Source organism: Nocardioides sp. GY 10127, from assembly GCF_004919085.1.
In the GTDB taxonomy this organism is placed as follows: domain Bacteria; phylum Actinomycetota; class Actinomycetes; order Propionibacteriales; family Nocardioidaceae; genus Nocardioides.
In genome coordinates this window covers 1-26,069 of the sequence record NZ_STGL01000009.1, presented here as the reverse complement: position 1 = coordinate 26,069, position 26,069 = coordinate 1, and the positions used below count along the sequence as shown (strand labels likewise).

The window sequence follows — 26,069 nt, the reverse complement described above, 5'->3', positions numbered from 1 at the left end:
GCATGGACGACACGGCGGACCCGGTTCCCACGGCGGCGGAGACCACCGACGGGGCCGGTCGCGTCTACGACCTGACGACGGCGGCGCTGTCGTCCCTCTCCCGCGCCGAGCGGCGGGTGGCCAGCGCGCTGCTCGCGGACTACCCCAGCGCCGGACTGACCAGCGCGGCCCGGCTGGCCGAGCGGGCCGGCGTCAGCGCGCCCACCGTGCTGCGGTTCTCCCAGAGCCTCGGGTTCGAGGGCTTCGCCGACCTCCAGCAGTCGCTGCGCAGCGAGCTCAGCGCCCGGTCCACCGGCCCCATCTCCCGCCTGCGCGACGCGGCCCCGCCTGCCGCCGACCCGGACGGGGTCGTGGCCGCCGCCGTCGCCCAGGGTCGCGCCCAGGTGGACCTCGCCCTGGCGGCGCTCGCCGCCGTCCCCACCGACACGTTCGAGGCGGCCGTCGCCCTGCTCGCCGACACCTCGCGCCGGCTGCTCCTGGTCGGCGGCCGGTTCTCCTCGCTGCTGGCGAGCAACCTCGCGCTGCACCTGGAGCAGCTGCGGCCCGGCGTCCGCTACCTCGGCGACCCGCTGGGCCGCGACCTCGGCGCCGTCGTCGACCTCGGCCGCCGCGACGTCCTCGTGGTCTTCGACTACCACCGCTACCAGCACAGCGCGGCCGAGCTGGCCACGGCCGCGCACCACGCGGGGGCGACGGTCCTGCTCGTCACCGACGACCACGCCTGCCCGGTCTCGCGGGACGCCTCCGTCGTGCTCGCCGTGCCCAGCACGGTGGGCAGCGCCTACCAGTCGATGGCCGGCGGCTACCTGCTCACCGAGCTGCTGCTGCCCGCCGTCATCGCCGCCCTCGGCGAGCCCGCCCGCACCCGGATGGCGCTGTGGGAGCAGCACCGGGTGCCGGGCCTGCTGCCGTGACCGACGCCGGCCGGCCCCACGCCGAGGAGCCACGCGACCTCGACGCCTGGCTCCTCGAGCGCGCACCCCTCTTGCGCGCCTGGGCCGACTTCACCGCCGCCGCGCCCACCCCCTTCACCATCCCCGGCCACCAGCGCCGGGCGGGCGCCTGGTCGCCGACGCTCGGCGCCGTGCTGGCCGCCGACGTGCCGCTCTACGGCGGCCTCGACACCGTGGGGCTCGAGCGCGGCACGCTCGCGCGGGCCGAGGCGCTCGCGGCCGCACGGTGGGGCGCGGACGTCGCCCGGTACTCCACCGGCGGGGCCACCCACGCCAACCAGGCGCTGCTGCTCGCCACCACCGGGCCCGGCGACACGGTGCTGGTCGCCCGGAACGCGCACCGCTCGACGCTGCTGGGCCTGGTGCAGTCGGGCGCGCGGCCGGTGTGGCTGCCCTTGGAGCACGACGAGGCCTCCGGGCTCCCGCTCGGGGTCGCGCCGGCGACGCTCGAGGCCGCGCTCGCCGAGCACGCGCGGTCGGCGGCAGTCGTCCTGGTGGAGCCCTCGTACCTCGGGACCCTGCACCCGCAGCGCCGCCGCACGATCGAGGTGGCGCACGCGGCGGGGGCGGCGGTGCTGGTCGACCAGGCGTGGGCCGCCTACCTCGGCTTCCACCCCGACTACCCCGCGCACGCGCTCGCGCTGGGCGCGGACGCGCTGGTGACGAGCGCGCACAAGGCGCTGCCGGCGTTCAGCCAGGCCGCGCTCGTGGTGGCGAGGACGGAGCGGATCGACCCCGCCCGGCTTGACCAGGCCTTCGAGGCCGGCCACACCACCAGCCCCGCGGGCGCGATCCTGGCCTCCGCCGACGCCGCGACCGCCCTGCTCGAGCACCCCCGCACCCGGGCGGCCCTCGGCGACCTCGCCGCGCTGCTGGCGTCGGCGCGAGCCCGGCTGCGGGCGGTCGGCTACGTCGTCCCCGGCCCCGACACGCTGCCCGCCGCGGACCCCGCGAAGCTCGTCGTCACCGGGTCGGACCGCGTGCCCGACCTGCGGGTCCTGGCCGAGGCCCTCGCCGCCCGGGGCATGCCGCTGGAGATGGCGGACGCCGGGATGCTCGTGCCGATCGTCGGGCTGATCGACCCCGCGCCGGCCGTGGAGGCGCTGGTGCGGGTGGCGGAGGAGGTCGCCGCCGGCTCCTCGCTGTCAAGGCCCGTCGCCCCATTGAGCGCCGGGGCCGGCTGGGCGTCCTCGTCCACCTTCCCGCCGCAGCGGCTCACGCCCCGCGAGGCCTTCTTCGCGGCGCGCGAGACCGTGGGCGCCGACGAGGCCGTGGGCCGGGTCTGCGCCGAGGTGGTGGCGCCCTACCCGCCCGGCGTGCCGGTGCTCGTGCCCGGCGAGGAGGTCACCGTCGACACCCTGGCGACCCTGCGCCGCGCGCAGGCCCGCGGCGTCCGGATCGCCTACGCCGCGGACGCCTCGCTCGCCACGCTGCAGGTGGTGCGCTGAGGACCCTCTGCCCGCCTCCGGGGCAGGTCAGACCTGGGTGCCGTAGCTCCGACCGATCCCCAGGTGCTCGCCCTCGTCCTCGTCCTCGTCGCCGTAGAGCTCCGGGATGGGCGGCGAGGCCACCCAGAGGACGCCGAGGACAGCGAGGAAGGCCACGCCGAACGCCAGGCCCCCCGGCGCATCGGCCTCGGCGAGCAGGAGCGACGCCAGGATCAGCGTCACGGCGCCCACGAAGAGGCAGCGGACGATCAGGTCCTTCACCCAGCCGACCAGCATGGTGGCGTGCAGGGCCTGCTCGTACCGGGTCATGGCCGGAGCGTAGGGGCCAGGGCCGACAGCCGTCAGGAGATCGCGGCAACTCTGGCGGCGCCGGGGTGGTCCGCGGTCGGCGCTCCGCGGACCAGCTGGAGGGTCAGCGGTCGAACACCTCCACCTCGGCCAGCTGCATGCGGTACTCGCCGTTCTCGTCGGCCCGGAGCCGGGTACCCGTGATGCGTACGTACCGGGCATCGGTGGCATCGACACCGAAGTCCTGCGGGCCGCCCTCAGTGGGCTTGGGGTAGTCCGTGCGGTCGGCCACCGTCGTCCAGCTCGTCCCGTCCGGTGACACCTCGATCGTGAAGTCGATCGGGAAGTCGGTGCCGGGCTTCTGCATGTCGAAGTTCTGCGGCCACAGGGTCACCGTGTTGATCGTCCGGATGGCGCCCAGGTCGACCTGGAGCCACTCGGTGTGGTCAGCGTCGGTCTGGGAGTCGCTCGACCAGCCATTGGCGTGGTCGACGCTGTAGGGCTGCCCGTCCGTGACGCTCGCGATCTGCCAGGGGTCCTGCTCCCAGCTGCTCGAAGCCGTGGCGGTCTTCTTCCAGGCCAGGTCCGGTGCCTGCGGCGCCGGGAGCTGGTAGCCGGCGGCGTCGCCGCCGACCAGTCGGACGTCGTGCTCGCCCGCACCCGTGTAGGTGTAGACGGCCCTGCCCCGCTCGTCCGCCGTCACGGTGCTGGCCACGCCGTTGTCGACGACCCGGTAGCGGGCGCCCGGTTCCTGCCCCGACCAGGACAGGGTGACCGGCTCGACGTCGCTGCTGAAGTCGACCACCTGGTGCAGCTCGTCACGGTAGGTGACCGTCACCGTGTCGGTGTCGTGGACGGCCCGGGTCACGCTGGTGCCGTCCATCGCGGTCGGGATGTTCGGCGCCACGGTCACGCCCTCGGCGGTGGGCTGGATGCCGAGGACCTCGGTGTACAGCCCACCGGCACCGTTCGCGTTGGACGGGAACCAGGCCTCGCTGGTGTGCTCGCCAAGATCCCAGTCGACGAAGCTCCAGCCGTTGAAGCCGTCCCACGTGTAGCGGTCGACCGTGTTGTTGAGGTAGTCGAGGCTGCGTCCGCGCTCGCCCACCGTGGCGGCGGCCCGCATGTACTCCTCGGTCATCATCGGGTAGATCGCACCGTCCTCGAGACCCGTGGGGAAGTGGTCTCCGCTCCACTCGTACGACCGACCAAGCGGGGTGAAGTTCAACGGCAGCATCGGCAGGTGGAACCGCTGCATGTTCTGGTCGATGGCATCCAGGATCGTGTGGGAGCGGTCCAGGTCGGCGATGCCGTAGTAGATGGCCTGCAGGTTGACCTGGGTGTGCTGGATGCGCGCCTGCACCGTCCCGTCGGGGCACTGCCAGTAGCCGTAGCTGTTCGTCCCGGCGTCCCAGAAGCCTCCCTCGCCCGCGTCCTCGTTGAAGGCGGCCTTCAGCCTGGCCGCGAGGTCGCTGTACTGCTGCGCGGTGGCAGCGTCCCCGAACACGTCCCGCTCGAGGTCGGCCCACGCCGTGAGCGCGGCGTACATCTGCTCGTTGACGTAGGCGCTCTCGTACCGGACGAAGTAGGCGTCGCTCCACTCGCGGGCGCCCTTGGTGCTGGTGCAACTCGTGACGTCGTTGTGGAACAGCCCGTCAGCCTCGTCGTAGTAGTCGGAGATCATGAAGCCCAGCGATCGCTGGACCGAGTCCCGCATGCCGGCGAGCCACGCGCGGTCGGGCTGCGCGTCGTACATCTGTGCCACCGACAACGCGTACGCCGGGTCGGCGTCGAAGAGCGAGCTGTCCCCCCATGTGTGGTCGCGGTGGTAGGTGCGGCCCTTCATGTGCCCGTCCTCGCGCTGCGCGTGGTCGCGGAAGTACTCGAGGAGGCGCTGGTGGGAGGCGGTCACCTCGGGGTCGTCGAGACCCAGCACCGTTCGGTCGGCATAGATCATGTCGTAGGGCCCCACGCCGGGGTACTTCAGCCCGACGGTGGACATGCCGTAGTCCTTGTCGATCACGCCGGACCGCCCGAAGTCGTTCAGCAGCGAGCTGAAGGCACTGGTGTCGGTGACGCCGTGGAGGGTGCCGACGTCGTAGTACCAGTCGTAGTCCTTCCCGGAGAAGGTGTAGTCGACGACATCGTCCTGGCCCTGACCGACCGCGACGGGAGAGTAGATGTACGCGTCAGTGCCGTCGGACGAGTGGCCGCCGTAGACGTAGCCCGAGTCCTTGTCCCCTGCGGTGTAGGACCAGGACGGCTCTGCGCTGACCTGGGTCTCCTGCCAGGTGGACTGCCCTCCGTCGTAGGAGAACTCCGTCGCCAGGCTGCGTCCCTGGCTCGTGGCGTCGACACCGAGGGCCAGGCCGCCGGCTTGGCGCAGCATCACGAAGCGCGACTCCTCGACGCCGTACCGGTCGGTCGGGTCGTTGAGGTAGAAGCCGTTCTTTCCGGTGTAGTCGTTGCCGAGCGGGATCGTGCCGCCGTCGTCGGGCCTGCGGATCGCGTCCCAGGTACGGGCCCAGCCGATCGTGAGCTGCCCGTTGTGATCAACGGTCCGCGCCGCCCCATCGGCCCAGGTGTAGACGCGCTCGACGTGGAGCTTGATGCTCGCGCGGGTCACCACGAACTTCCAGGTCTCCGCGACGCTGACGTCGTCGTCCGACTGGGTGAAGGAGGTCGACACTGTCGCGCCATGGACGGACACGGCCGGGCTGGTGTCGAGGTGACGGGAGTCAAGACCGTCGCCGTCGGCCACCTGGAGAGCGCTGAACATGCCGGCGTCGAGCACCTCGACACCGTCGATCCTCAGGCTGGAGACCAGTGCGCGGTGGTCGGTGTCGAGCACCATGCTGAGCCGGGGGCTCGTCATGGTGACCGTGTGCGCGTCGTCGTCCCGGCTGATGCTCGTCCCGGACCCCGCCGCAGCGGTGACGGCGGACGCCTGCGCTGTGGAGCCGGTAGGCGACGCCCAGGCCCCAGGGACGACTGCAGCGAGCCCGAGGCCGGCCACGAGGCCGGCCGTCGTCGCGGCGACGAGACGGGTGCGAGTCGGCCTGAGGCCTGCCAGGCGTGATGGCGTGGTCATGCGATGTCCTCCCGGAAGGTGCTGGTTTCGTCGACCGGCAGCGCGTGCACGGCTGCCGCGCCGAGGTCACGCACAGCACGTGTGATCCCCCGGCTCTCGGTGATCTGGCGGTCCCCCACGTCGTGCGGGGGGCGTCGGGCTACGGCGCAGTAGTAGTGCTCGAGGCGGCCGTCGCGGGTGACGACCGCCGGCTTGTGCGCGTACAGCGAGTCGATGGCACCCTCCGGCCCGACGTCGATGAGGACGTCCCCGGACTTCGTCCAGGTCCGCAGGTCGGGGGAGGTGGCGACGCCCTCGCGCGCATGACCGTCCTCGGCGAGGCCGAAGTAGAACATCACCCACTGGTCACCGTCGCGCAGCACGCACGGGTCCGAGGCGAAGACCTCGTCGAAGTCGCCGTCTGCGCCCACCGGCAGCACCGGGTTCTCGGACACACGGGTCCAGGTCTCCAGGTCGTGCGAGACCGCGAGGCCGGTCTGCTCGACCCAGGGCCACTCGTCGCGCTGCTTGGCGTTGTAGAAGAGATGGAACAGCCCGTCGTGCTCGAGCAGCCACGACTTGTACAGCCCTCCGCGCTCCCACTCCGCGCCGTCCTCCGGACGGAGGACCCCACCGACCCGCTCCCACGTGTGCAGGTCGCGGCTCCGCAGGAAGCCGATGGATCCCGGTCCGGCCTCGTAGCCGGCGCCCGGGTAGGCGTGGAAGGTGGCGAGGTACCAGCCGCCGACGCGGCGCAGCTCGCCGCCGGACCACAGGTCGTTCTCCCGCAGGATGGACGTGAGCGCGGCGTTCCAGCGGGTGAGCGGGTCAGCCGGGTCACGCGGCAGCACGAGCTCGCCGGGTGTCCACCGCTCGTCCTCGAGCCAGGAGAGCGCGGTCTGATAGCCGTCGCCGTCCCATCCGACGTAGGTCATGCCGGTGCGTCCGTCAACGGAGAAGACGAAGGGGCAGTCCACGGCGAGCGAGTCGAAGCGGCCGGGCTGGAGGCTCGGTGAGACCACGAGCCTCCCGTCCCGCTGGGGTGTGGCGAACCGGCCGGGTCCGCTTGGGATCTCAGGCATGGGGAGTCACTTTCCGGTGCCGGCCACCAGGCCGGCCACGTAGTAGCGCTGGAGCAGCACGAACAGCACCACGCACGGCAGCATCGTGACCGTGATGCCGGCTTGGAGCCCGCCCCAGTCGACGGTGTTAAGCGGGCCGTTCTGGGCGTTGACCAGCGCGATCGGGAGGGTGAACTTGCTGTTGTCGTTGAGCAGCACGAGGGCGGCCAGGAACTCGTTCCAGGCCGCGAGGAACGCGAACAGGACGACGGTGACGACGCCGGGTGCGACCAGCCGCAGCAGGATGTGCCACAGAGCCGAGAGACGTCCGCAACCGTCCAGGAGCGCGGCCTCGACGATGTCGGCCGGGACGGAGTCGAAGGAGTTGCGCATCATGTAGATGGCGAAGGGCATCTGGAAGGTCGAGTAGACGAGCCCCAGTCCGAGGAGCGAGTTGGTGAGGCCCAGCCAGACCATCACCGTGAAGAGCGACACGAGCAGCGCCGGGTACGGGACCAGCAGCACTCCGATGCTGACCGCGAAGAGCACGTTCTTCCCGCGGAACCGGAGGAACGCCATCGCGTACCCCGCCAGGACGGCGACCACCGTCGTGATGGCCACGGTGAGCAGACTGACGGCGACCGAGTGCGCGATGTAGGTGGTCAGGCTGCCGCCGGACCCGCCGCCGAGCTTGGTGAAGTTGGCCGTCGTCCAGTCGTGTGGCCACCACACCGGAGGGGAGGCGTTCGCCTCCGTCGGCGACTTGAACGCGCCGAGGGTCGTCCACGCGATCGGGAACGCGAAGAGCAGGGCCAGCAGGCCCGCCACGACGAAGCGAACCCGATCGCCACGACCGGACCGCCGGGGACGACCGCCGTGGTGGGGGGCTCCCGGGCCGACGGAAGGACCCGCGGCCGCCGGCCCGGAAGTCAGCGCGCTCACTGCGCGCCTCCCCGCTGGAGCCACGCCTGGGGCAGCGAGATCACGGCCATCACGACGACAACGACCACGGCGACCGCTGCGGCGTACCCGCGGTCCAGGCCGACGAACGCCGCGTTGTACAGGTAGTAGACGACGCTGACGGTCCGATTGTCGGGCCCGCCCTTGGTCATGGTGAAGAACTGGTCGAACGACAGGAAGGTGGTGCTCACCGTGAGCAGGACGACGAGGGACAGCGGCTTGCGCACCAACGGCAGCGTGATGCGCAGCAACGTCGACACGGCGCTCGCGCCGTCGAGCTGGGCCGCCTCGTAGACGTCGTCGGGGATGGCGTCCATGCCGATGATGAGCACGAGCATGGCCAGGCCGACGGTCTTCCAGAGCGTCATCACCACGACGACGGCCAACGCGCTGCCGGCGTGGGCGAACCAGTCGGTGCCCTGGTCGGCCAGCCCCAGATCCCTGGCCAAGGAGGGGAGCACGCCGGTGCGTGAGTTCGACATGGACAGCCACAGCAGCCCGGCCGGCGCGAACCCGATCGTGACGGGAGCGAAGAGCATCGCGCGGATCCCCGTCCGCCACCGCATGCGGGGACGGACCAGGAGCGCCAGCGCCAGTGAGAGCGCCAGCCCCAGCACGGAGGTGACGACCGTGTACAGCACCGTGAACACCACCGCGTCGCGGAACTTCGAGTCGGTGGCGATCTGCTGGTAGTTCTCCGTGCCCACCGCCGTGTGCGGGCCGAAGGCGGGCCAGTCGAAGAACGACATCCATACCGTCAGCCCCAGTGGGAGCACGAAGAACAGACCGAGCAGGGCCGCCGCCGGAGCCGAGAGGGCCCAGCCCAGGACGTTGTCGCGGCGCCTCGCGGTGCCCTTGCCGCCCCGCGGCCGCGGGGCCACGGTGGGGCGGGCGGCCTCTCGCTCGCCGCGTGCCGGGTTCTGCAGCACGACGCTCATCGGGTGATGGCGTCCGCGGCCTGCTGGGCCTGGGCCGTCGCCTCGGCGGGGTCGGCACCGTTGAACACGACGGACTGGATCATCTCCAGCCACGGGCCCTGGTTGGAGGAGACGACCTCGTTGTAGTCGGTGCTGACGTAGGTCTGTCCCTTCTTGATCAGCTGGGCGGGCACCGTGAACTGATCACCCAGGGAGTCGGGCACGGTCGCGTCGGTACGAGGCGCCATCGCGGGCAGCGTCAGGTAAAGGTCCTCGGAGGTGCTCTTCGAGGACAGCCACGAGATGAAGTCCCAGGCCTCGTCGGGGTGCTCGGTGGTCGCGCTGATGTTGGCCGTGTCGCCCCCGGAGAAGGTCGCCCACTGGCCCTCCTCCGGACCGGGAATCGGCGCCAGGCCGAAGTCGAAGGAGGGGTCCGTGCCGAGAGTGGCGGTGTTCACGCCGTTGCCGCCGGCCAGGTCGATGCCGATCTTCCCGCTGGCGAAGACCGAGAAGAACCCGTCCCCGGTGTCGGTCTTGGCCGAGTCGGGGATGTCACCGCGCTGCTGCAGCTGCTGGAGGAACCCGAGCGCCTTCTGCGTAGCCTCGTTGTCGAGGTCGAAGCCACCGTCGGAGTCGACCACCTGCTGGCCCTGCGCCCAGATGAGTGGGGTGACGTCGTAGGCCAGGCAGCCCGGGCAGTCCCCGCTGAAGTAGAAGCCCTTCACCCCGTCACCCAGAGCGGTGATCCGGTCGGCGGCGTCCAGCAGCTCGTCCCACGTGGACGGCGGGTCGTCGGGGTCGAGGCCGGCCTGACGGAAGAGGTCCTTGTTGTAGACGTACAGCGAGGTGTCGGTCACGAAGGGGACGCCATAGGTCCTGCCGTCCGAGGTCGAGGCCTGCTCGTGCGCCGGTGCCAGGGTGTCCGCGGCGCCGGACTCCTCGAGCAGGGACGTCAGGTCCATCACCGCACCGGTAGCGATGATCTGCGGCTGGAAGACGATGTCGGAGGTCAGGATGTCCGGCAGCGAGTCGGACTGGGCAGCGGCCGCGAACTTGGCGACGTACTGGTCCGCCGGCACGTGCGTGATCGAGACCTGGTTCTGGTGCGAGGAGTTGTAGGCGTCGACCACCGCATCGGTGACGGCCTCGTTCCCGGCTCGGACCCAGAGGGTGAGCTCGGCGCCGTCGTCCTTGGCGGTCACCGTGTCCGGCGAGACCGCGCCGGTCGAGTCACCTCCACACCCGGCCAGGACGGAGACGCTCGCTGCGACCGCGCCTCCCGCGACGACGGCTCTGGCCCAACGCTTCATGGTGACTCCCGGTGCTCTCGGTTCCGCCCGGCGACGTGCCGGCGACCCCGACTGTGGCAATCGGTTTCCAAATCTGTCAATGTTTTTCCACAGGTTTTCGTGACTGGCGTCACAGTCATGTCCGAAACGGATGCGCAGCCCTGCAGCGGCGCACCGAGCGTGGACGGCCTGTGTGGACAGTCCGAGTCCAGCAACGGGAGTCGAGGCGGCGTTCGGAAATGTCTTCCGCAGTTTTCTGCTACTTTTCCTCCGTGACCGAGACGCAGGCGACGGACCCCTCCGCCCCCCGTCGACGCAGCCCGACCGCTGCCGACGTGGCCGAGCGCGCCGGAGTGTCCATCTCGACCGTGTCCAAGGCGCTGTCGGGCAAAGGCGCTGTCCGCCACGAGACGCGGGAGCGCATCGTGGAGGCCGCTCGCGAGCTCCGGTACCAGACCAACGCAGTGGCTGCCAGCCTGCTCGCCGGACGGACGAACACCGTAGGGGTCATCACCAGCGACCGGTTCGGCAGACTCACCGCGCCCGTCCTGCTCGGAGCCACGGAGGCACTCGCCCAGGAGGGCGTCGCCCTCCTGCTGTGCGACGGACGTGGCGACCGCATCCGCGAGCAGTTCTTCGTGGACTCCTTCCTCCAGCGTCGCGTCGACGGCATCCTCGTCACCGGCGCCGGCATCTTCGGCCGCGAGTCCGTGGGGCGCGACCTCTCCAGTCCCACCGTCTATGCGATGGCGTGGTCCGACGACCCCCACGACGTGTCGGTGGTCCCCGACGACGCGGCCGGCACCGAGGCGGCGGTGCGGCACCTGCTCGCCACTGGGCGCCGCCGGCTCGCTTTCGTGTCGGGACGGTGGGACGACGCGTCCCGCGTCCGGCTCAACCGAACGACCGACGTGCTGGAGGGGCAGGGACACTCGCTGGTCCACCCGCCGCTCCTCGGCCAGTGGACCGAGGGATGGGGCCGCCAGGCTGCGCAGCAGCTGATCCGATCGGGCATTGAATTCGACGGCGTCGTGTGCGGCAACGACCAGATCGCGCGCGGCGTCGCCGAGTCCCTACGGGACGCGGGCATCGACGTCCCACACCAGGTCGGTGTGGTCGGATTCGACAACTGGGACGTCATGGTGGACGCGTGCCGGCCTCCCCTGACCAGCGTCGACCTGGGCCTCTACGACGTCGGGCAGATCGCCGCCCGGCTGCTGCTCGACGCCATGGGCGGCCAACAGCTCGAGGGCGGAGTGCGTCGGACGCCGTGCCACCTCGTGCCGCGCGAGTCGACCGCCACACCCTGAGCCGTCCACCGAACCGGGGCGGGCCCTGCGAAGCCGCAGGGAGAAGCCTGTCTGAGCCGCGAAAGCCGACAGCCCCTGCCTGCATCACTGCAGGTCAGGGGCTGTCTGGTGGAGCCGCCTGTCGGAATCGAACCGACGACCTATTCACCTGTCAAAGGGGGATACAAACCGACTCGGTCCGACTCGATGAGGAGCAACAGGGCATCTGACCTGGAGCAACGCGAAACCCGCGAGCGCAGCGCGTTGCTACAAAGTGCGGCGAATCGTGTCGTTTCTGCGGGAAACGTGTCGCAAACGTGTCACTTTGATGCGACGACGCACCGGCTGGCCCAGGCCGTCGGCGTGACCGCGAATCCGCCCCACGAGGCCGGCCGGAGCACGACGCGCGGAACCGGTCTTCGGCGCCTCGTGCAGCCGCGCTTACTCCATCTGACTCGGTGGCTCAGTCACTGCACCCAGCGAACCAGGCGCCAGGGCACCAGTCGCGCACACGGCGCCCAGCACAGCCGGGGTCAACCGGGTGCCGTCGGACAGCGCAGGGTAGCTCTTCACCCGCAGCTTCCGCTGGTCACGCATCTCTGTCCAGCCGGCGACCGGCACCAGTCGAGCAGGGAGCATCCGCGACGGATTTACAGACCCCGACTCCCCCAACCGGCCACCAGCACGAACACCCGGATTTCGACGCCGCGGGGCACAGATGGGGCATGAGTACGGCGGTGACGGCGATCGACATCAGGGCGGCGCGCAAAACCATGTCACCTATCCGTGCAGCAGACCCGAGCTCGTCGACGTGCCGGTGCGGATGGCGCTGTGGCAGCGCGGCCGCGAGGGCCACCCCGTGGTGCGCGGCGAGCTCATCGGCCACGCCGATGCCGGGTCCCAGTACACCTCGATCACGTTCACCGAACATCTCGCCGATGAGGGCATCCGGCCCTCGATCGGGTCAGTCGCCGATGCCTACGACAACGCCCTCATGGAGTGCTTGATCGGCCTGTACAAGACCGAGTGCGTGCGCACCACGATCTTCCACGCCGGCCCCTACCGGACCATCGGAGACGTCGAGTACGCCACCGCGGGGTGGGTCGACTGGTACAACAACAGACGCCTGCACTCGACTTTGGGGATGATGACTCCCGTGGAGTTCGAGCAGGCCCACTACGCGACCCTCAACCGAGAGCCGCACCCCGTATAGGACCGGCAGAGAACCTGGGGCGCTTCAGAGGACCTGCCCGACCTGCATCACCCCCGACCCAGCCCCCGCGTCACCAACCTCCTGCCCCGCAACAGCTAGGACTGAGGAGCGCTTGCGGCGACTTCGGCAAACGCGGCATCAAACAATGAAGTCACGTCGGATCTTTCCACGACCCCGTCCTTGACGATGTCAGGATTCTCGGGATCTGAGTAGTTTGGACAACGCTCAAATAGTTTGCCCTCATCGACAATAAAAGAGCCTGACAGTCCGTCCGCTGCGTAGTAGGCGCCCGAACTTCCTGTTTCGCCAACCAGTACTGCATACGGCCCTGCCGCGAACGGGTCGTATCCGGCGACAATTGGCTCCAGCTCCAGCGTCCGAACAGGTCCACTCGGCAGCGAGCCGGACAGGAGCTCGGAGGAGCTTACCCCCACGACGCGAGCTGCGTCATCGGCGCTCGTCTCGTTTCCAATCGTGAGGACTACCAAAGCCACTGCCCTGCCGGATTGCACAAGGCGCGCCGCATCGGAGGAGTCGAGCAGTCCATGACACGTCTGAACCGGGGTTGACGCTGGCGTGGGCGGTACGCCGCTTGAGGGAGAAACCGTATTGGAGGCAAGTGGGCTCTGTTCAGTTGCCGAATTCTGACCCTGTCTCGAGCAAGCTGTCGAAAACGTGACGCTTACGATAATGACGGCAAGCGAAACGAGGTGCCTCACGGCCGTTGTGCTCACCATAGGCTGTCCCCTGAGCTGTAGCATTGCGTTGCATTTATGACACCTGAGAGGCCGGTACGTATGTCAGCGTCCGCCAATACCTTCAGGGCATATCTGCATGTATTGTCCGGCGACTCGAGGAAGTGACCGTGAGTGGCGTCGACCCACACTCCACTAGAATTCTTGAATTGTATGGCCGGGTTGTATGTGACCGTCGGAAATGCCGCCGATGAGCCAATGGGGTTCGGGTCGACTATCTCAGATATGACCCCAGCATTTAGTCGTTGAAAACTTGAGTTCGACAAAGACATGGACAGTGTCGGACCATAGGTCACGCCGTCGAGTGCCCAGCGCCAGGATACTGCGCTTGACGTTACGTTCGTGATCAGCAGTCGGAAGTAGTGGTCACCAGTGAGATTGCAGTGGCCATCATTGTAGAGATCTGAGAAGACGCTCTGGCCCGACGAGTTCAATCCAGTTACAAAGGTAGCGAATCCGGTCTGACAGAGATCTGAGTACTGGTTGCTCGCATCGAGATAGCCGGACTGAAAGAAGGTCCCGTTTGGAAAGGTTACAGCACCCCAATATGTCCGCCCGTAGGTTCCGTTAATGAACGCGGACGGCTCGGCAATGTGTGTTCGGAAGTCGCTTTCGTAACCGGAGCCGCCCGCGGCGGCCCCAACCTGTTGAGAGAATGCTGCACCCTCAATAATGATGCAAGTCATGACCGAAAGGAGTATTGCAGCAGGTAGACGTGATGACCACCGCATTGCACGCTCCTCAGAAACAGTGGCCGCGACAGCCATCCGCCAGTTCAGCCTCGACGACGGGAGAGGGGGCGAGCAATGGCCCAATTGGGTAAAGGTTGATAGCCCTGCGGCGCTATGGAAGACGCAAAGGAAGCTTTGCTTTGGTGGGTGACCCGCGCCAAGGCCAACATCACGACCGCCTTCCAATCGGGCTTGTTCGACGAGCGGACACCGCGACTTCGCGGGAGTAGGATCCGAAGGTGGAGCCGCCGAGCGACCGGCGCGGCCACGGTTTCAGGGACCTCCTCGTTCCGGTCGTGTTCCTGATGGTCGCTGCCCTCGGTCTCGTTCAGGCAATCGCCTCTGGCAGCCTCCACTGGGCGTCCTTTGGCTCGGGCTTCTTCCTGGCCGCAGCGATCGCCGTCCTTGGCCGCCGACGTCAGGTCCGTAGACACTACGAAGACGCGCGCTCCGGCCAACCGATACCAACTGCGTCTTGGAACGGCAGACCAAGCCAGACTCCGCCCGTTTGCGCGTTCCTCCCTACACTGCCCGACTGAACGGCTGGATGCGATGAAGGGGCCACTTGATGTGGACGTCACGAACATCGAGTCGGTGCGGGTCGGTGGTTTAGCCACCAGGCTCCGGGCCCTGTTCGCCGACGATCGGCACGTCGAGGTCGAAGCGACCTGGGGCATCTACCAGCGGATGATCACCGCCTACCGCCACGAAGACCGCCGCCAGGGCCGCGAGCTCACGACCCAGGTCATCGCATCACTGGCCAGCGGTGTCCCGGAGCCGCTGACCGAACTCACCACCCTCGGACGGACATTGAAGAAGCGAGCCGATGACGTCCTGGCCTACTTCGACCTGAGTTGGGTCAATCGGCTTAGTGCCTTGCTCGCGAGGGCGAGTCCAACTTTCGGCGCCCACGTTGTTGCAGGTCGCGACGCTCGTGGCGCCCGTGGCAGCTGGTCGGCCCAGGAAACTCACTCGACCGCGCAGCCTCGTCACCAGGGCCAGAACGGACTCGTGAGCGCCTGGTCAACGGCAACACGCCGAATGCCGTCCCTGATATGTACGCCTCGACGTCGATCTCGAGGTGCCCGGCGGCCGCCACGAGCATCAAGGTCCGAGGCTGAACGTCAGCCTCGACACCGCTTGCTGCCTGGGATTAGTGCCTTGGTGGCGCGCTAACTGACGCCATCGCCGCAGGTCAGCTTGATCCGCTCCCCGAAACGGAAGGCACGTGACCCAACTCAGGAGCGGTGTCCCGGAGCCGCTGACCGAACTCACCACCCTCGGACGGACATTGAAGAAGCGAGCCGATGACGTCCTGGCCTACTTCGACCGGGCCGGCACATCCAATGGACCGACCGAGGCCATCAACGGTCGCCTCGAACACCTCCGCGGCTCCGCGCTCGGGTTCCGCAACCTCACCAACTACATCGCCAGGTGCCTCCTCGAGACCGGAGGCTTCAGACACCGACTACACCCTCATCTGCGATGAGCCACTTTCATGAGAAGTCACAGGATTCCGTGTATGCGCTGGACCACTCAGTCGGGTCTGCTGCACGAACCGGTGTCACTCTGACGTGGCGGCAACCGCCCCTGCCCCCCTCAACGGCATTGGCCAGCGGCAGGCTCGGACAACTCATGCCACCGGACTCCCACGCCGGGCTCCGGCTCAACGAACCTGCCAGGCCGAGAGATCGGTGCCAGCAGCTAGACCCACACACCTAGTGCATCACCGGGATGGTGAAGCGTCCGTACGTAATGCGGACGCGCACTTGCCCTCGCCAGAGGGGGGTGCGTCCAGCCACGCGTCAACCCGTGAACAGCGACCTGTGGGCGTCGATCCACTCGACGTCGGCCAGCTCGGTCTGCTCCACGAGCCCGTCGGCGACCCAGGTCTTCTGGGGCTCGTGGCCCTGATCGGCCAGGAACCTCACGTGGTCGCCGGTGTACCTGACCCAAGCGATGACGGCGTCGGCGACGTCGACCCCAGCCGGCATCCCGTACGCATCGCGGAACGCCCGGGCGCGGGCGCGCCGGTCCGGCACCGCCGGGAAGTGGTGCCACTCCACGGCGGCCTCGTCGTCCCGCAGCGGCGCGAACCACTGCAGGGCGTAGGCGACGTCGCTCATCGGCGGTGCCGGGTGCAGGAAGTCCCAGTCGATGAGGGCAACGGCCTCGCCGTCCCGCCACACGAAGTTCCAGGGGCCAGGGTCCCCGTGGACGAAGACCTGACCGCCGTCCACGGGCGGCGCGGCGAAGACCGCCTCACGCGGCGGGACCCACGTTTCGGAGGCATCGTGGACGCGCCTCAGGAGCCGCGCCGCCGAGCTCAGCCCACGTTCGTCGTGCTGGTGTGTCCAGGCATCACCACCACTGTCACCGGCGATGTAGCGCAGGGTCTCGGTCTCGCGGTCGAGCGAGAGGGGTTCGGGCACGCAGTCCAGCCCCTGCTCACGCAGGTGGCGCAGGAACGCGTGGACGGTGGCGGTGTGGGCGCCAGCGGGCCGCGTGACGGTCTCGGCCGAGATCTCGATAGGTCTGAGCTGCTCGTTCAGCTCCGCCGCCCGGGCCCGTGGATCGTCCTCAGCCATGACGCCGACCCTCCCACCTGGGCACCGCTCGGGCCACGGAGATTCGGCGGGGTGCCTCGTGTCCGACGCCGACCGACGCCAGTGCGGTGGTGAGTGCGGTGGTGAGTGCGGTGGTGAGGTCTCACCACCGCAGCCCCTGTGGACAGGCGGCGAGCCTCCACAGACGGGCGCCGCCCACCAGCACCCGACCCTTCCCGGTGCCAGGCTCGAACGCGCCGTCCGACACCCGGCCGGTCCCGCGATCACTCCCCGACCCCGGGGCGCGCCTCTGGTGTCACGAACGGTCTCCGACGGCACCCGTCGTCACGTTCGCTCCAGGAGGCACCATGACCGCACCCCAGCACCAGCACCCGCAGACCGCACCGACGCTAAACGCCGAGGACCCGCTGCTCTCGCCCGAGCAGGTCTCGCAGATCCTCGGCGGCATCCCAGTGGGCAGCCTGAAGAAGTGGCGCACCGAGCGGCAGGGCCCGGCCTGCCTGCACATTGGGCGACACGTCCGGTACCGGCGGTCGGCCGTCGAGGCCTGGCTGCAACAGAAGGACGACGAGGGCGCCGTCTGGATGGAGTCCTGACCCTTGCCCCAGAACCGCATCCCTCGCGGGGAGAGCAGTCCCGTCACCACCGCCCGCCAACCCGGCGGGCGGTGGCTGGCGCGGGCGCAGGTGCGGGTGCCGACGGCCGCGTCAGCTCGGTCCGCGCGACGGCCGACACCAAGGGCGCTGCCGTGCGGGCGGTGCAGCGCAAGCTCGCAGCCCGGGACACAGCAGGCACCGAGACCATCCGCGGCGACACCACCGTCGGGGAGCTCGCCGAGATCTGGCTCGAGCACCGACGTCAGCACGGCAAGAGCCGATCCGAGGGCCCGCTCGCCCCGCAGACCCTCGCCGGCTACGACAACGAGGTCCGCGTCGCCGTCGTCCCCGCCCTCGGCGGGGTGCACCTGCGTGAGATCACCGTCCCGCTGCTCGACAACCTCTTCGCCGCCATCGAGAACGGACGCCCCCACGGCCGCTACCCGGCACGCCCCGGCGGGCGCGCCACCGAGCAGCTGCGCGTCGTCCTGTCCGGCATGTTCTCCCTCGCCGTCCGCCACGGCGCGATGACCGCGAACCCCATGCGGGACACCCCGCGGACCTCACGCCGCCGGCCACGCGAGGTCGACTTCCTCACCGTCGAGGCCGCGCTCCACCTCCGTCGGCGCGTCCGCCGAGAAGCCGTCCGCATCCCCGACCGGCGCATGCCCAACCACGACCTCCAGGACCTCGTCGACCTCCTCCTCGCCACCGGCTGCCGCGAGGGCGAAGCGCTCGCCCTGCGCCGCCGCGACCTCGACCTCGACGCCGACGTGCCCACCGCAGCGATCACCGGCACCCTGGTGAACCCCCGCACCGGCTACGTCGAGGCCCTGCACCGACAGGACTGGACCAAGAACCACGAGGACCGCACCCTCGTCCTCCCCGACGCCGCGGTGCAGCTCCTCCGCCGACGCCTGGCCGACTCCCCCGCCGACGACGACACACCCGTGTTCCGCGGCCGCACCGGCGGCTGGCTGCACACCTCCAACCTCCGCACCCGGCTCCGCACCGCGCTCGCCCGCGTCGACGAGCCGCCCTCGGCGCTCGACCTGGCCGTGGCCGGCACGACCTTCCACACCCTGCGCCGCACCGTCGGCACCCTGCTCGCACACGAGGTCTCCCTCGACGCCGCCCGCGACCAGCTGGGCCACCGCGACCCCTCCGTCACCTTCCGCCACTACGTCGGACGACGCGAGGTCGCACCCGACCTCCGCGCCGTGCTCGACCGGCTGCTCGCACCCCTCGACATCTGACCCGAGGCGGTCCGCAATCGCGGTGCCACCGAGCCCGACACCGCACGTCAGAGGGCAGATCTGCGCCCCGGATCTCGCTGAAACGTGTCGCAAACGTGTCAATCGGGCCATTTCGCCCCGGAACGCCGACAGCCCCCGCCTGCATCGCTGCAGGTCAGGGGTTGTCTGGTGGAGCCGCCTGTCGGAATCGAACCGACGACCTATTCATTACGAGTGAATCGCTCTACCGACTGAGCTAAGGCGGCGTGTCCTCGCGCCCGTGACCGGGCCCGGCGACGGCAGTGAGTATAGGGAGAGCCCGGCGCTGGCGTGAAAACGCGGGGCGACCCGGGTCACGCGCCAGGCCTCCCCGCTTCCTACCCGGCCGGGTGGACGCGGTCGGCCGAGCGCGAGGCACCGTGGAGACATGACCGCACAGCGCTCCCTCCCCGACACCGGCCGCACGACCCTCGCCACACCGCAGGGGCACGCGGACGCCGGCCGACGGACCGCCCCGAGCCGGGGCCGACAGGTCGCGGCGCTGGTCGGGTTCCTGGTGGCGGTCGCGGTAGCCGCGGGCGTGGGCGGCCTGGCCGCGAGCAGCGCGGCCTCGGACTACGCCGCCCTGGAGCTGCCGGCCTGGGCACCGCCCTCGTGGCTGTTCGCCCCGGTCTGGAGCGTCCTGTACGTGCTCATCGCCCTCGCCGCCTGGCAGGTGTGGCGGCGGCACGGGGCCGACCGGTTCCTCGGCGCATGGACGGTGCAGCTGGTGCTCAACGCCTGCTGGACGCCCCTGTTCTTCGCGGCAGCCCTCTACGGCTGGGCGCTCGTGGAGATCGTGGTGCTGCTGGTCGCGGTCGCCACCACGCTCGTGCTGGGCGTGCGGCGCGAGCGGGCGGCCGGCGTCCTGCTGGCCCCCTACCTGCTCTGGGTGGCCTTCGCGACGTGCCTCAACGCCGCCATCTGGTGGCTCAACCGCTGACCCGCGACCACCGGGGGACCCCGGAGACACGTCGAGCCCGCTCCGACCATCAGGTCGGGCGGGCTCGTTGCGTGCGCGCCGGCGGCCGGCGCAGATGAGCCTCGGGCAGCGTGGCCGAGGCGGTGGGGCTCAGGCGTCGGCGAGGACGTGGCCGGTGCCGGCAGCCTGCTCGGCGCCGCACCAGCAGGTGAACGTGACCTCGGTGCCGACCTCGGTGGTGCGGACGCCCGAGAGCATGCTCGGGAAGATCAGCTGGTCCTTGGCGCAGGCGGAGCAGTGGTGGACGAACATGGGGGTACCTCCCGGGGAGTCGGATCGACGTCGTTGACGAGTTCCATTCTGAGGACTCCTCTTGCCCAGGGGTAGCCTTACTTTCCAGCCGGTTCTCAAGGCTCGACCTATGGCTTGAAGAGAGGTGCGTCACATGCTGTCGCTGCACCAGCTGACCTGCTTCCTGGCGACCTACGAGCACGGCTCGCTCACGGGTGCCGCGAACGCGCTCGGCTACGCCCAGCCGAGCGTGTCCGAGCAGATCAGAGCCCTGGAGAAGACCCTCGGGGTGCAGCTCTTCCGCCGGGTCGGACGGGGGGTCGTGCCCACCTCCGTGGCCGACACCCTGCGGCCCCACGCGGAGAAGGTCCTGGCGTCCGTGGAGGAGGCCCGCCAGGCGGTCGCGAGCGTCCGCTCTTTCGAAACTGGCACCATCCGCTTCGGGATGTTCGGCATCGCCCGCCTGTACGCCGGCGCGAGCCTCATCGCCGACGTGCTGGCCCGCTACCCGGGCGTCAACGTCGAGCTCGTCGGGCAGAACTCGATCGCCGTGGCCGAGGACCTCCGGCGCGGACGGCTGGAGGCGGCGATGCTCGCGGTCTCCAGCGTCAACGCAGACGGGCTGACGGTGACCCCGGTGGCCCGCGAGGAGCTCGTGTACATCAGCGCCGACCCCGCGCACCTGGCCACGCCCGTCACCGCCCACCGGCTCTCGCTGGCCAGCCTCGTGATGCCCGAGACCACGTGGGCGGAGGTCGACTCCACGCGGACCACGCTGCGGCAGATGCTCACCGAGACCGGCCGCAACCCCCGCAGCAAGATCGAGGTCGAGGACATCGAGACGGCCGTCGAGGTCGTGGGGATGGGGCTCGCGGACTCCGTCATCCCCCACGGCGCCGCCGAGCAGCTCCTGCCCCGGCTCGCCCCCAACGCGGGCTGGGTGTCGCTCCGGCCCCGCCAGTTCGACACCTTCGCGGTGGTGCACCGCGCCGGGGCCGTCCTCTCCCCCGCCGCGCGGCTGATGATCGAGCTGGCCACGGAGCGCATCCGCTCCGTGGCCGAGCCGATCAACCGACGCTGACGCGGGCTCCGGTCGCGCCCCGCCGGATCAGCAGGTGGTGCCGTCGTCCGGCACGACGTCGTCGATGAGGTAGCCCTCGATCGCCGAGTCGATGCAGCTGTTGCCGGAGTTGTAGGCGGTGTGACCGTCGCCGTCGCGGGTGAGCAGGACGCCGGAGTCCAGCTGGGACGCCAGGGCCTGGGCCCACTCGTACGGGGTGGCCGGGTCGCGGGTGGTGCCGACGACGAGGATCGGGTTGGCGCCCTCGGCGGTGATGTCGCCGACCGTCTCGGTCGCCTTCAGCGTCTCGCCCTGGCAGCCGAGCATCCCCCAGGCGAACACCTCACCCAGCGTCGGCGAGGCCTTCTCGAAGGCCGGGATGTCCTTCTTCACCTGGGCGATCGACTCCGAGGCCGGGTCGTCCAGGCAGCTGATGGCGTAGTAGGCCTCGAAGGAGTTGTCGGCGTACGTCCCGTCGTCGCTGCGCGAGGTGTAGGCGTCGGCCAGGAGCATCAGCGTCGAGCCGTCCCCCTGGAACGCCTGCTTGAGGCCCTGGGTCAGCAGGTACCAGTAGTCGCTGTTATAGAGCGGCGTGATGATCCCGTAGAACGCGTCGCCCTCGGTGAGCGTCCGGCCGTCCTGGGTGGGCAGCGGGTCGGAGTCGGTGCTCTCGAGGAAGTCGGAGATCGTCTGCAGGCCCTCGTCGACGGTGTCGCCGAGGAAGCAGCCGGACGCGCCGTCCACGCAGTCGGTGACGTAGGCCGTGAGCGCGCGCTGGAAGCCCTTGGCCTGGCCGAGGGCGAGCTGGCGGCTGCTGAGCGAGACGTCGACCGCGCCGTCCAGGACGAACCGGCCGACCCGGTCGGGGAAGAGCTGGGCGTAGGTCGCGCCGAGCTTCGTGCCGTAGGACGCCCCGAGGTAGTCGAGCTGCGACTCGCCCAGGGCCGCCCGCAGGACGTCCATGTCCCGCGCCGCCTCGGCCGTGGTCACGTGCCCCACCAGGTCGTCGGAGTTCGCCACGCAGCCGGCGAAGAGCGACTTCAGGGCGTCGACGGAGGCCTGGGCCTCGGCGTCCGTGTCGGGATCGGGGTCCATGGCGACGAAGTCGTCGATCTCGGAGTCGGAGAGGCAGTCGACGGGGTCGGAGGAGCCGGTGCCCCGCGGGTCGAACCCGACGATGTCGAAGGCGTCCATCACGGGCTGGGTGAAGACCGAGCTGCCGCCCGCCGCGTAGCTGGTGCCCGGCGCGCCGGGGCCGCCCGGGTTCACCACGAGCGAGCCGACCTTGTCCGCCTGGTCGGCCGCCGGCACCCGCAGCACCGCGAGGCCGAACGAGCCGTCGTCCGGGTTGTCGTAGTCGACCGGCACCTGGAGCGTGGCGCACTCGTTGCCCGAGCCGTCGCCGCAGTCGGCCCAGTCGAGCGTCTGGGAGTAGAACTGCTGGAGCGAGGCGTCCGGCGCGGTCGTCGCGTCCTCGTCGGCCGAGGCGCTGCTGGACGGGCTCTCGGAGGGGGCCGCCGACGAGCTCGTGCTCGACGCGCTCGTGGAGTCGTCCGACCCGCCGAAGAAGGCCAGGCCCGTCGCCAGGCCGGCGCCGGCCGCGGCCAGCACCACCGCGACGGCGGCCACGACGGCGACCACGCGGGTGGCCGTGGAGCCGCGTCGCGGCCCCTCGGGGCCCGGCTGCGCGCCTGCGAGCTCCGGCGGGAGGGGCGGGTACTGCGGCGGCTGCTGGCCGTTCTGCGGCGGCTGCGGGGAGGACCCCGGCGGCGTCCAGTCCCCGCTCACCGGTGGGCCTCCGGCACGCGCAGCGCGACCATCATCGACTCCAGGGCCAGGGCAGGGGGCACGTTGAACTCCATCATCTGTTCGCGGGCAGCGAAGATCCACTCGATCCGCTGCAGGTTCAGCTCGGGGGTGGAGGCGCGGACGACCTCCTCCACCTCGTCCCGGATCTCCTCGTTGACGAGCTCGCCGGGGGCGCCCACGCCCAGGGCGATCGCGTCGCGGTAGACCGAGACGAGGTCCATGAGGGAGCGGTCGACGACGTCGAGCACCCGGCGCCGGGCGCGCCGCTTCTGGCCCTCCGTCATCTCCTTGAGGGCCGCCGCGTACTCGCGCGGGCGGCGCCCCTTGTCCTCGTAGCCGAACGCCTGGTCGAGGTCGGCCTTCTCCCGGGCGTCCAGCTCACCGGTGATCGCGTCCGCCTCCTCCTTGGCGACCTCGGCCAGGTTGGAGGCGGCGGTCATGGCGGCGCCGATGCCGGTGAGGCGGCGCGGGTAGCGGACGACCTCGCGGCGGCGGTTCCGGGTGGCCTCGTCCAGGGCCAGCGCCTTCGCGCGGCCGATGTGGCCCTGGCTCGCCCGGGCCGCGTACGCGGCGAGCGACTCCGGCACGCCGGCGGTGCGCACGAGGAAGTCCGCGACCTGCGGGGCGGTCGGCGTCGCCAGGGAGACGAGCCGGCAGCGGGAGCGGATGGTCGGCAGGACGTCCTCGACCGTGGGCGCGCACAGCAGCCAGACCGTGCGCGGGCCGGGCTCCTCCACGGCCTTGAGGACGGCGTTGCCGGAGGACTCGTTGAAGCGGTCGGCGTCCTCGACGACGATGACCTGCCAGCGCCCGGAGACGGGACTCATCGCGGCCTTGCGCACCATGTCGCGGGCGTCGCGGACGAGGAACTGCACGGAGTCCGTGCGGACGCGGGTGACGTCCGGGTTCGAGCCGGCCAGCGTCGTGCGGCACGGCTGGCAGGCGCCGCAGCCCGCCTCCGGCCCGGGGCCGCGCTCGCACTGGAGGGCGGCCGCGAAGGCCATCGCAGCGTTGGAACGACCCGAGCCGGGCGGGCCGGTGAAGAGGAAGGCGTGGGTCATGCCCTTGCCGGCGGCGGCGTCCGCGAGGGACTCGACCACCCGCGCCTGGCCCACCAGGTCGCCCCAGACCCCGTGACGTGCGGTCACGGTCGCCCCCCGGCGGCCTGGCCGAGCAGCGGCTCGACGCGGGCGCGGATCGCGGCGGCGATCTCCTCGCGGGGCGCCCGGGCGTCCAGGACGAGGTAGTGCTCGGCGTCCGCCTGTGCCATGTCCAGGAAGGCGGCGCGGACCCGGCGGTGGAAGTCCAGCGACTCCCCCTCGATCCGGTCCCGGCCCTCAAAGCGGGCGAGGGCGGCGTCCGGCTCGAGGTCGAGGACGACGGTGAGGTGCGGACGCAGGTCCCCGGTCGCCCAGCGGGCGACGTGCTCGACCTCCGCGACCGCGAGGGTGCGGCCGGCGCCCTGGTAGGCGAGCGTGGAGTCGACGTAGCGGTCGGTCACGACCACCGCGCCCCGGTCGAGCGCCGGGAGGACGAGGTGCTCGACGTGCTCGGCCTTGTCGGCGGCGTAGAGGAGCGCCTCGGTGCGGTCGGCCAGGACGCCGGTCTCGGGCGAGAGGACGATCCGGCGCAGCTCCACCCCGACGTCCGTGCCGCCCGGCTCGCGCGTGAGGACGACGTCGTGCCCCGCCTCCACCAGCCACGACTCGAGCAGCGCGGACTGCGTGGACTTGCCGGAGCCGTCGCCGCCCTCGAAGCAGACGAAGACTCCCGTGTCGGTGTAGCGGCCGGGCCAGGTCACGCGACGACGGTAAGGGAACGCGCCGACACCGTGGCAACGGGGTGTCCGTCGCCCGGTGTCGGCGCGTGACGTCGGGCCCAGCAGGGGAGGACCCGACGCGTGGCCGGTGTCGACCGGCCGGGCGGGGCCGGGGTCAGCCGGCCAGCTTGGTGGCGAGGGCGACGAGCTGGTCGAGCATGCCGCCCAGCTCGGCGGTGCGGCGCTCCATCGGCGCGAAGCCGGACTCGCCGAAGTCGCTGAAGAGGCCGAGGGCGACGAAGCCGCGCACGTCGTACATCTGGAAGTTCACCATGATCTGGCGCCACTGCTCGGTGGCACGGACGCCGCCGTCGGCGCCGTAGGAGACGAACGCGACGGTCTTGCCGACCCACTCCGGGCCCAGGCTGTCGACGGCGTTCTTGAACGCGCCGGGCACGCCGTGGTTGTACTCGGGGGTGACGAAGACGTAGGCGTCGCACTCGTCGATCGCGGCGCTCCAGGCCTGGACGCCGGCGTCGGCGTAGGACTTGCCCGCCATCATCGGCAGGGTCTCCTCGTCCAGGATCGGGACGTTGTACTCGGCCAGGTCGACGACCGAGACCTCCACGCCGTCGCGCTGCTTGGCCGCCTCCGCGACCCACTCGGCGACGGACGCGCCGCGGCGCCCCTTGCGGACCGAACCGATGACGACACCGATCTTCATGCTTCTGCTCCTCGTAGAAATCGACACGCTCTCCGTATCGCTTTCAACTATGCCCGGGGTTGCCCGGTTGCACGCGGTCGAGGGCGCATGACTCTCGACACATGACGGGGTGGGAACGGGGGGTGCCGGGTCTGCCGGGCCGGCGGCTGCTCGCCGGCGTGGGTGGACGTCATCCATCCCGGCGTGTCGTGGGGCGTGTGCGTATGACGTCCCGGGTGGCGGGGGCGGACGTCATCCATCCCGGCGCACCGCAGGGCGCGTTCGTATGACCTCCCGGGGCGGCGGGGCGGACGTCATCCATCCCGGCGCACCGCAGGGCGCGTTCGCATGACGTCCCGGGGTGGCGGGGGCGCGGCGGCGGGCGGCGGGGTGGACGCCGCACGCCAGACTGAGCTCGTGGACGACTGCTACAACTGCCGGCTCGAGACCCGCGTCGACGCGCTGCCCCCTCGGGAGAGGGTCGTGCTCACCGACCACTGGCGGGTCGCCCACGCCTTCGACGCAGCCCTGCCGGGGTGGCTCGTGATGGTGCCGCGGCGGCACGTGCTCGCCCTCGACGAGCTGCCCGAGGCGGCCCTCGCCGAGATGGGCGTGCTGCAGGGTCGGCTCACCGCCGCGCTCCGACTCGTCGTGGGAGCCCGGAAGTCGTACGTCATGCAGTTCTCCGAGGCACCGGGGTTCGCCCACCTGCACGTCCACCTCGTGCCGCGGGTCCCCGACCCGCCCGACGACCGCAAGGGCCCTGGGGTCCTCGGCTGGCTCGGCGCCGGAGACGACCTGAGGGTGCCGGACGACGTCCAGGACTCACTCGCCGAGCGCCTCGCCGCCGAGCTGGCCTGAGCCTCGCGGCGCCGACCGGGGGTGCCCCAGCAACCTGAGCCGCGCCCCGAAAGGTTGCCCACACACCGCCCCACAGCCACCACCGGCGATCGGCGGTGGCTGACCAACCCCACAGCCGCACCGAACGGTTGCCCACACACCGCCCACCCAGCCACCCGCCAACCAGCGGTGCCCCAGCAACCTGAGCCGTGCGGTGGATTCAACCCGCGTCTGCAACACCATGTTTTGGTGGGTGGGACAGTAGCCGGTCGAG

Annotated in this window: 21 protein-coding genes, 1 tRNA gene and 3 pseudogenes; 11 read left to right on the top strand and 14 right to left on the bottom strand. The window is 70.5% G+C overall.

Features of this window, described 5'->3' with window-relative positions; genetic code table 11:
• The first annotated feature begins 2 nt into the window (after window positions 1-2).
• Both E8D37_RS16835 and E8D37_RS16830 read left to right on the top strand, forming a co-directional pair.
• On the top strand, window positions 3-914 hold the full coding sequence (locus tag E8D37_RS16835) for a MurR/RpiR family transcriptional regulator (protein WP_136570998.1): 912 nt from the start codon (window positions 3-5) through the stop codon (window positions 912-914).
• Window positions 911-2,401, top strand: a complete 1,491-nt coding sequence (locus E8D37_RS16830) for an aminotransferase class V-fold PLP-dependent enzyme (protein ID WP_136570997.1) — start codon at window positions 911-913, stop codon at window positions 2,399-2,401. Before E8D37_RS16835 ends, E8D37_RS16830 begins: the two co-directional genes overlap by 4 nt.
• 27 nt (window positions 2,402-2,428) lie before the next feature.
• Here the strand turns inward: E8D37_RS16830 and E8D37_RS16825 are convergent, their stop codons facing one another.
• The 6 genes from E8D37_RS16825 to E8D37_RS16800 all read right to left on the bottom strand — a co-directional run bounded on the left by E8D37_RS16825 (window position 2,429) and on the right by E8D37_RS16800 (window position 10,007).
• Window positions 2,429-2,710 carry a hypothetical protein gene (locus tag E8D37_RS16825; protein WP_136570996.1) on the bottom strand — a complete coding sequence of 94 codons (282 nt, stop codon included), beginning with the start codon at window positions 2,708-2,710 and terminating at the stop codon, window positions 2,429-2,431.
• A 103-nt stretch (window positions 2,711-2,813) separates the two neighbouring features.
• Window positions 2,814-5,564 carry a discoidin domain-containing protein gene (locus E8D37_RS16820; RefSeq protein WP_136570995.1) on the bottom strand — a complete coding sequence of 917 codons (2,751 nt, stop codon included), beginning with the start codon at window positions 5,562-5,564 and terminating at the stop codon, window positions 2,814-2,816.
• A gap of 212 nt (window positions 5,565-5,776) precedes the next feature.
• Complete coding sequence (locus E8D37_RS16815) at window positions 5,777-6,781, bottom strand: hypothetical protein (protein ID WP_168929800.1); 1,005 nt, start codon at window positions 6,779-6,781, stop codon at window positions 5,777-5,779.
• Window positions 6,782-6,847: 66 nt separating this feature from the next.
• Entirely contained in the window at window positions 6,848-7,648 is an 801-nt protein-coding gene (locus tag E8D37_RS16810; RefSeq protein ID WP_136570993.1) for a carbohydrate ABC transporter permease, read from the bottom strand.
• 110 nt (window positions 7,649-7,758) lie between these two features.
• On the bottom strand, window positions 7,759-8,718 hold the full coding sequence (locus tag E8D37_RS16805; protein WP_136570992.1) for a sugar ABC transporter permease: 960 nt from the start codon (window positions 8,716-8,718) through the stop codon (window positions 7,759-7,761).
• A complete protein-coding gene (locus E8D37_RS16800; protein WP_136570991.1) occupies window positions 8,715-10,007 on the bottom strand; it encodes a sugar ABC transporter substrate-binding protein in 1,293 nt (430 codons plus the stop codon). The genes E8D37_RS16805 and E8D37_RS16800 overlap by 4 nt, the downstream gene beginning before the upstream one ends.
• Window positions 10,008-10,258: 251 nt before the next feature.
• Between E8D37_RS16800 and E8D37_RS16795 the strand changes: the two genes are divergently transcribed.
• Window positions 10,259-11,296: a LacI family DNA-binding transcriptional regulator gene (locus E8D37_RS16795; protein ID WP_240770519.1), complete on the top strand. Its 1,038-nt coding sequence runs from the start codon at window positions 10,259-10,261 to the stop codon at window positions 11,294-11,296.
• A 778-nt stretch (window positions 11,297-12,074) separates the two neighbouring features.
• Window positions 12,075-12,488: pseudogene (locus E8D37_RS16790) on the top strand (integrase core domain-containing protein); the annotation flags it as partial.
• A 730-nt stretch (window positions 12,489-13,218) separates the two neighbouring features.
• Here the strand turns inward: E8D37_RS16790 and E8D37_RS16785 are convergent.
• Window positions 13,219-14,010, bottom strand: coding sequence for a hypothetical protein (locus E8D37_RS16785; protein WP_136570988.1), 792 nt, complete (start codon window positions 14,008-14,010; stop codon window positions 13,219-13,221).
• Between the two features lie 582 nt (window positions 14,011-14,592).
• Here E8D37_RS16785 and E8D37_RS16780 point away from each other — a divergent pair.
• Window positions 14,593-14,823: pseudogene (locus tag E8D37_RS16780) on the top strand (transposase); the annotation flags it as partial.
• A 388-nt stretch (window positions 14,824-15,211) separates the two neighbouring features.
• Window positions 15,212-15,463: pseudogene (locus E8D37_RS16775) on the top strand (transposase); the annotation flags it as partial.
• Between the two features lie 316 nt (window positions 15,464-15,779).
• On the opposite strand, the gene E8D37_RS16770 reads toward E8D37_RS16775, so the two are convergent.
• On the bottom strand, window positions 15,780-16,562 hold the full coding sequence (locus E8D37_RS16770) for an aminoglycoside phosphotransferase family protein (protein WP_136570987.1): 783 nt from the start codon (window positions 16,560-16,562) through the stop codon (window positions 15,780-15,782).
• A gap of 326 nt (window positions 16,563-16,888) precedes the next feature.
• Between E8D37_RS16770 and E8D37_RS16765 the strand changes: the two genes are divergently transcribed.
• Together E8D37_RS16765 and E8D37_RS16760 are read left to right on the top strand one after the other, a co-directional pair.
• Entirely contained in the window at window positions 16,889-17,137 is a 249-nt protein-coding gene (locus tag E8D37_RS16765; RefSeq protein WP_136570986.1) for a helix-turn-helix domain-containing protein, read from the top strand.
• A 152-nt stretch (window positions 17,138-17,289) separates the two neighbouring features.
• Window positions 17,290-18,393: a tyrosine-type recombinase/integrase gene (locus E8D37_RS16760; protein ID WP_136570985.1), complete on the top strand. Its 1,104-nt coding sequence runs from the start codon at window positions 17,290-17,292 to the stop codon at window positions 18,391-18,393.
• A 169-nt stretch (window positions 18,394-18,562) separates the two neighbouring features.
• Here E8D37_RS16760 and E8D37_RS16755 read toward each other — a convergent pair.
• A tRNA-Thr gene (locus tag E8D37_RS16755) sits at window positions 18,563-18,638 on the bottom strand.
• Window positions 18,639-18,799: 161 nt separating this feature from the next.
• On the opposite strand from E8D37_RS16755, the gene E8D37_RS16750 reads away from it, so the two are divergent.
• On the top strand, window positions 18,800-19,354 hold the full coding sequence (locus E8D37_RS16750; protein WP_136570984.1) for a TspO/MBR family protein: 555 nt from the start codon (window positions 18,800-18,802) through the stop codon (window positions 19,352-19,354).
• 129 nt (window positions 19,355-19,483) lie between these two features.
• Here E8D37_RS16750 and E8D37_RS19955 read toward each other — a convergent pair whose 3' ends face one another.
• Window positions 19,484-19,645, bottom strand: coding sequence for a hypothetical protein (locus tag E8D37_RS19955; protein WP_168929798.1), 162 nt, complete (start codon window positions 19,643-19,645; stop codon window positions 19,484-19,486).
• Between the two features lie 133 nt (window positions 19,646-19,778).
• On the opposite strand from E8D37_RS19955, the gene E8D37_RS16745 reads away from it, so the two are divergent.
• On the top strand, window positions 19,779-20,705 hold the full coding sequence (locus E8D37_RS16745) for a LysR family transcriptional regulator (RefSeq protein WP_136570983.1): 927 nt from the start codon (window positions 19,779-19,781) through the stop codon (window positions 20,703-20,705).
• Between the two features lie 27 nt (window positions 20,706-20,732).
• Here the strand turns inward: E8D37_RS16745 and E8D37_RS16740 are convergent, their stop codons facing one another.
• The 4 genes from E8D37_RS16740 to E8D37_RS16725 form a co-directional block, all read right to left on the bottom strand.
• Window positions 20,733-22,472, bottom strand: a complete 1,740-nt coding sequence (locus E8D37_RS16740; protein ID WP_240770518.1) for an alpha/beta hydrolase — start codon at window positions 22,470-22,472, stop codon at window positions 20,733-20,735.
• Window positions 22,469-23,641 carry a DNA polymerase III subunit delta' gene (locus tag E8D37_RS16735; RefSeq protein ID WP_136570982.1) on the bottom strand — a complete coding sequence of 391 codons (1,173 nt, stop codon included), beginning with the start codon at window positions 23,639-23,641 and terminating at the stop codon, window positions 22,469-22,471. Before E8D37_RS16735 ends, E8D37_RS16740 begins: the two co-directional genes overlap by 4 nt.
• Entirely contained in the window at window positions 23,638-24,294 is a 657-nt protein-coding gene (tmk, locus tag E8D37_RS16730) for a dTMP kinase (RefSeq protein ID WP_136570981.1), read from the bottom strand. The genes E8D37_RS16735 and tmk overlap by 4 nt, the downstream gene beginning before the upstream one ends.
• A 133-nt stretch (window positions 24,295-24,427) precedes the next feature.
• Window positions 24,428-24,976 (bottom strand): NAD(P)H-dependent oxidoreductase, encoded by a 549-nt coding sequence (locus E8D37_RS16725; RefSeq protein WP_136570980.1) that lies wholly within the window; start codon window positions 24,974-24,976, stop codon window positions 24,428-24,430.
• A gap of 396 nt (window positions 24,977-25,372) precedes the next feature.
• Between E8D37_RS16725 and E8D37_RS16720 the strand changes: the two genes are divergently transcribed.
• Entirely contained in the window at window positions 25,373-25,816 is a 444-nt protein-coding gene (locus E8D37_RS16720) for an HIT family protein (RefSeq protein WP_206055820.1), read from the top strand.
• Window positions 25,817-26,069 lie beyond the last annotated feature (253 nt).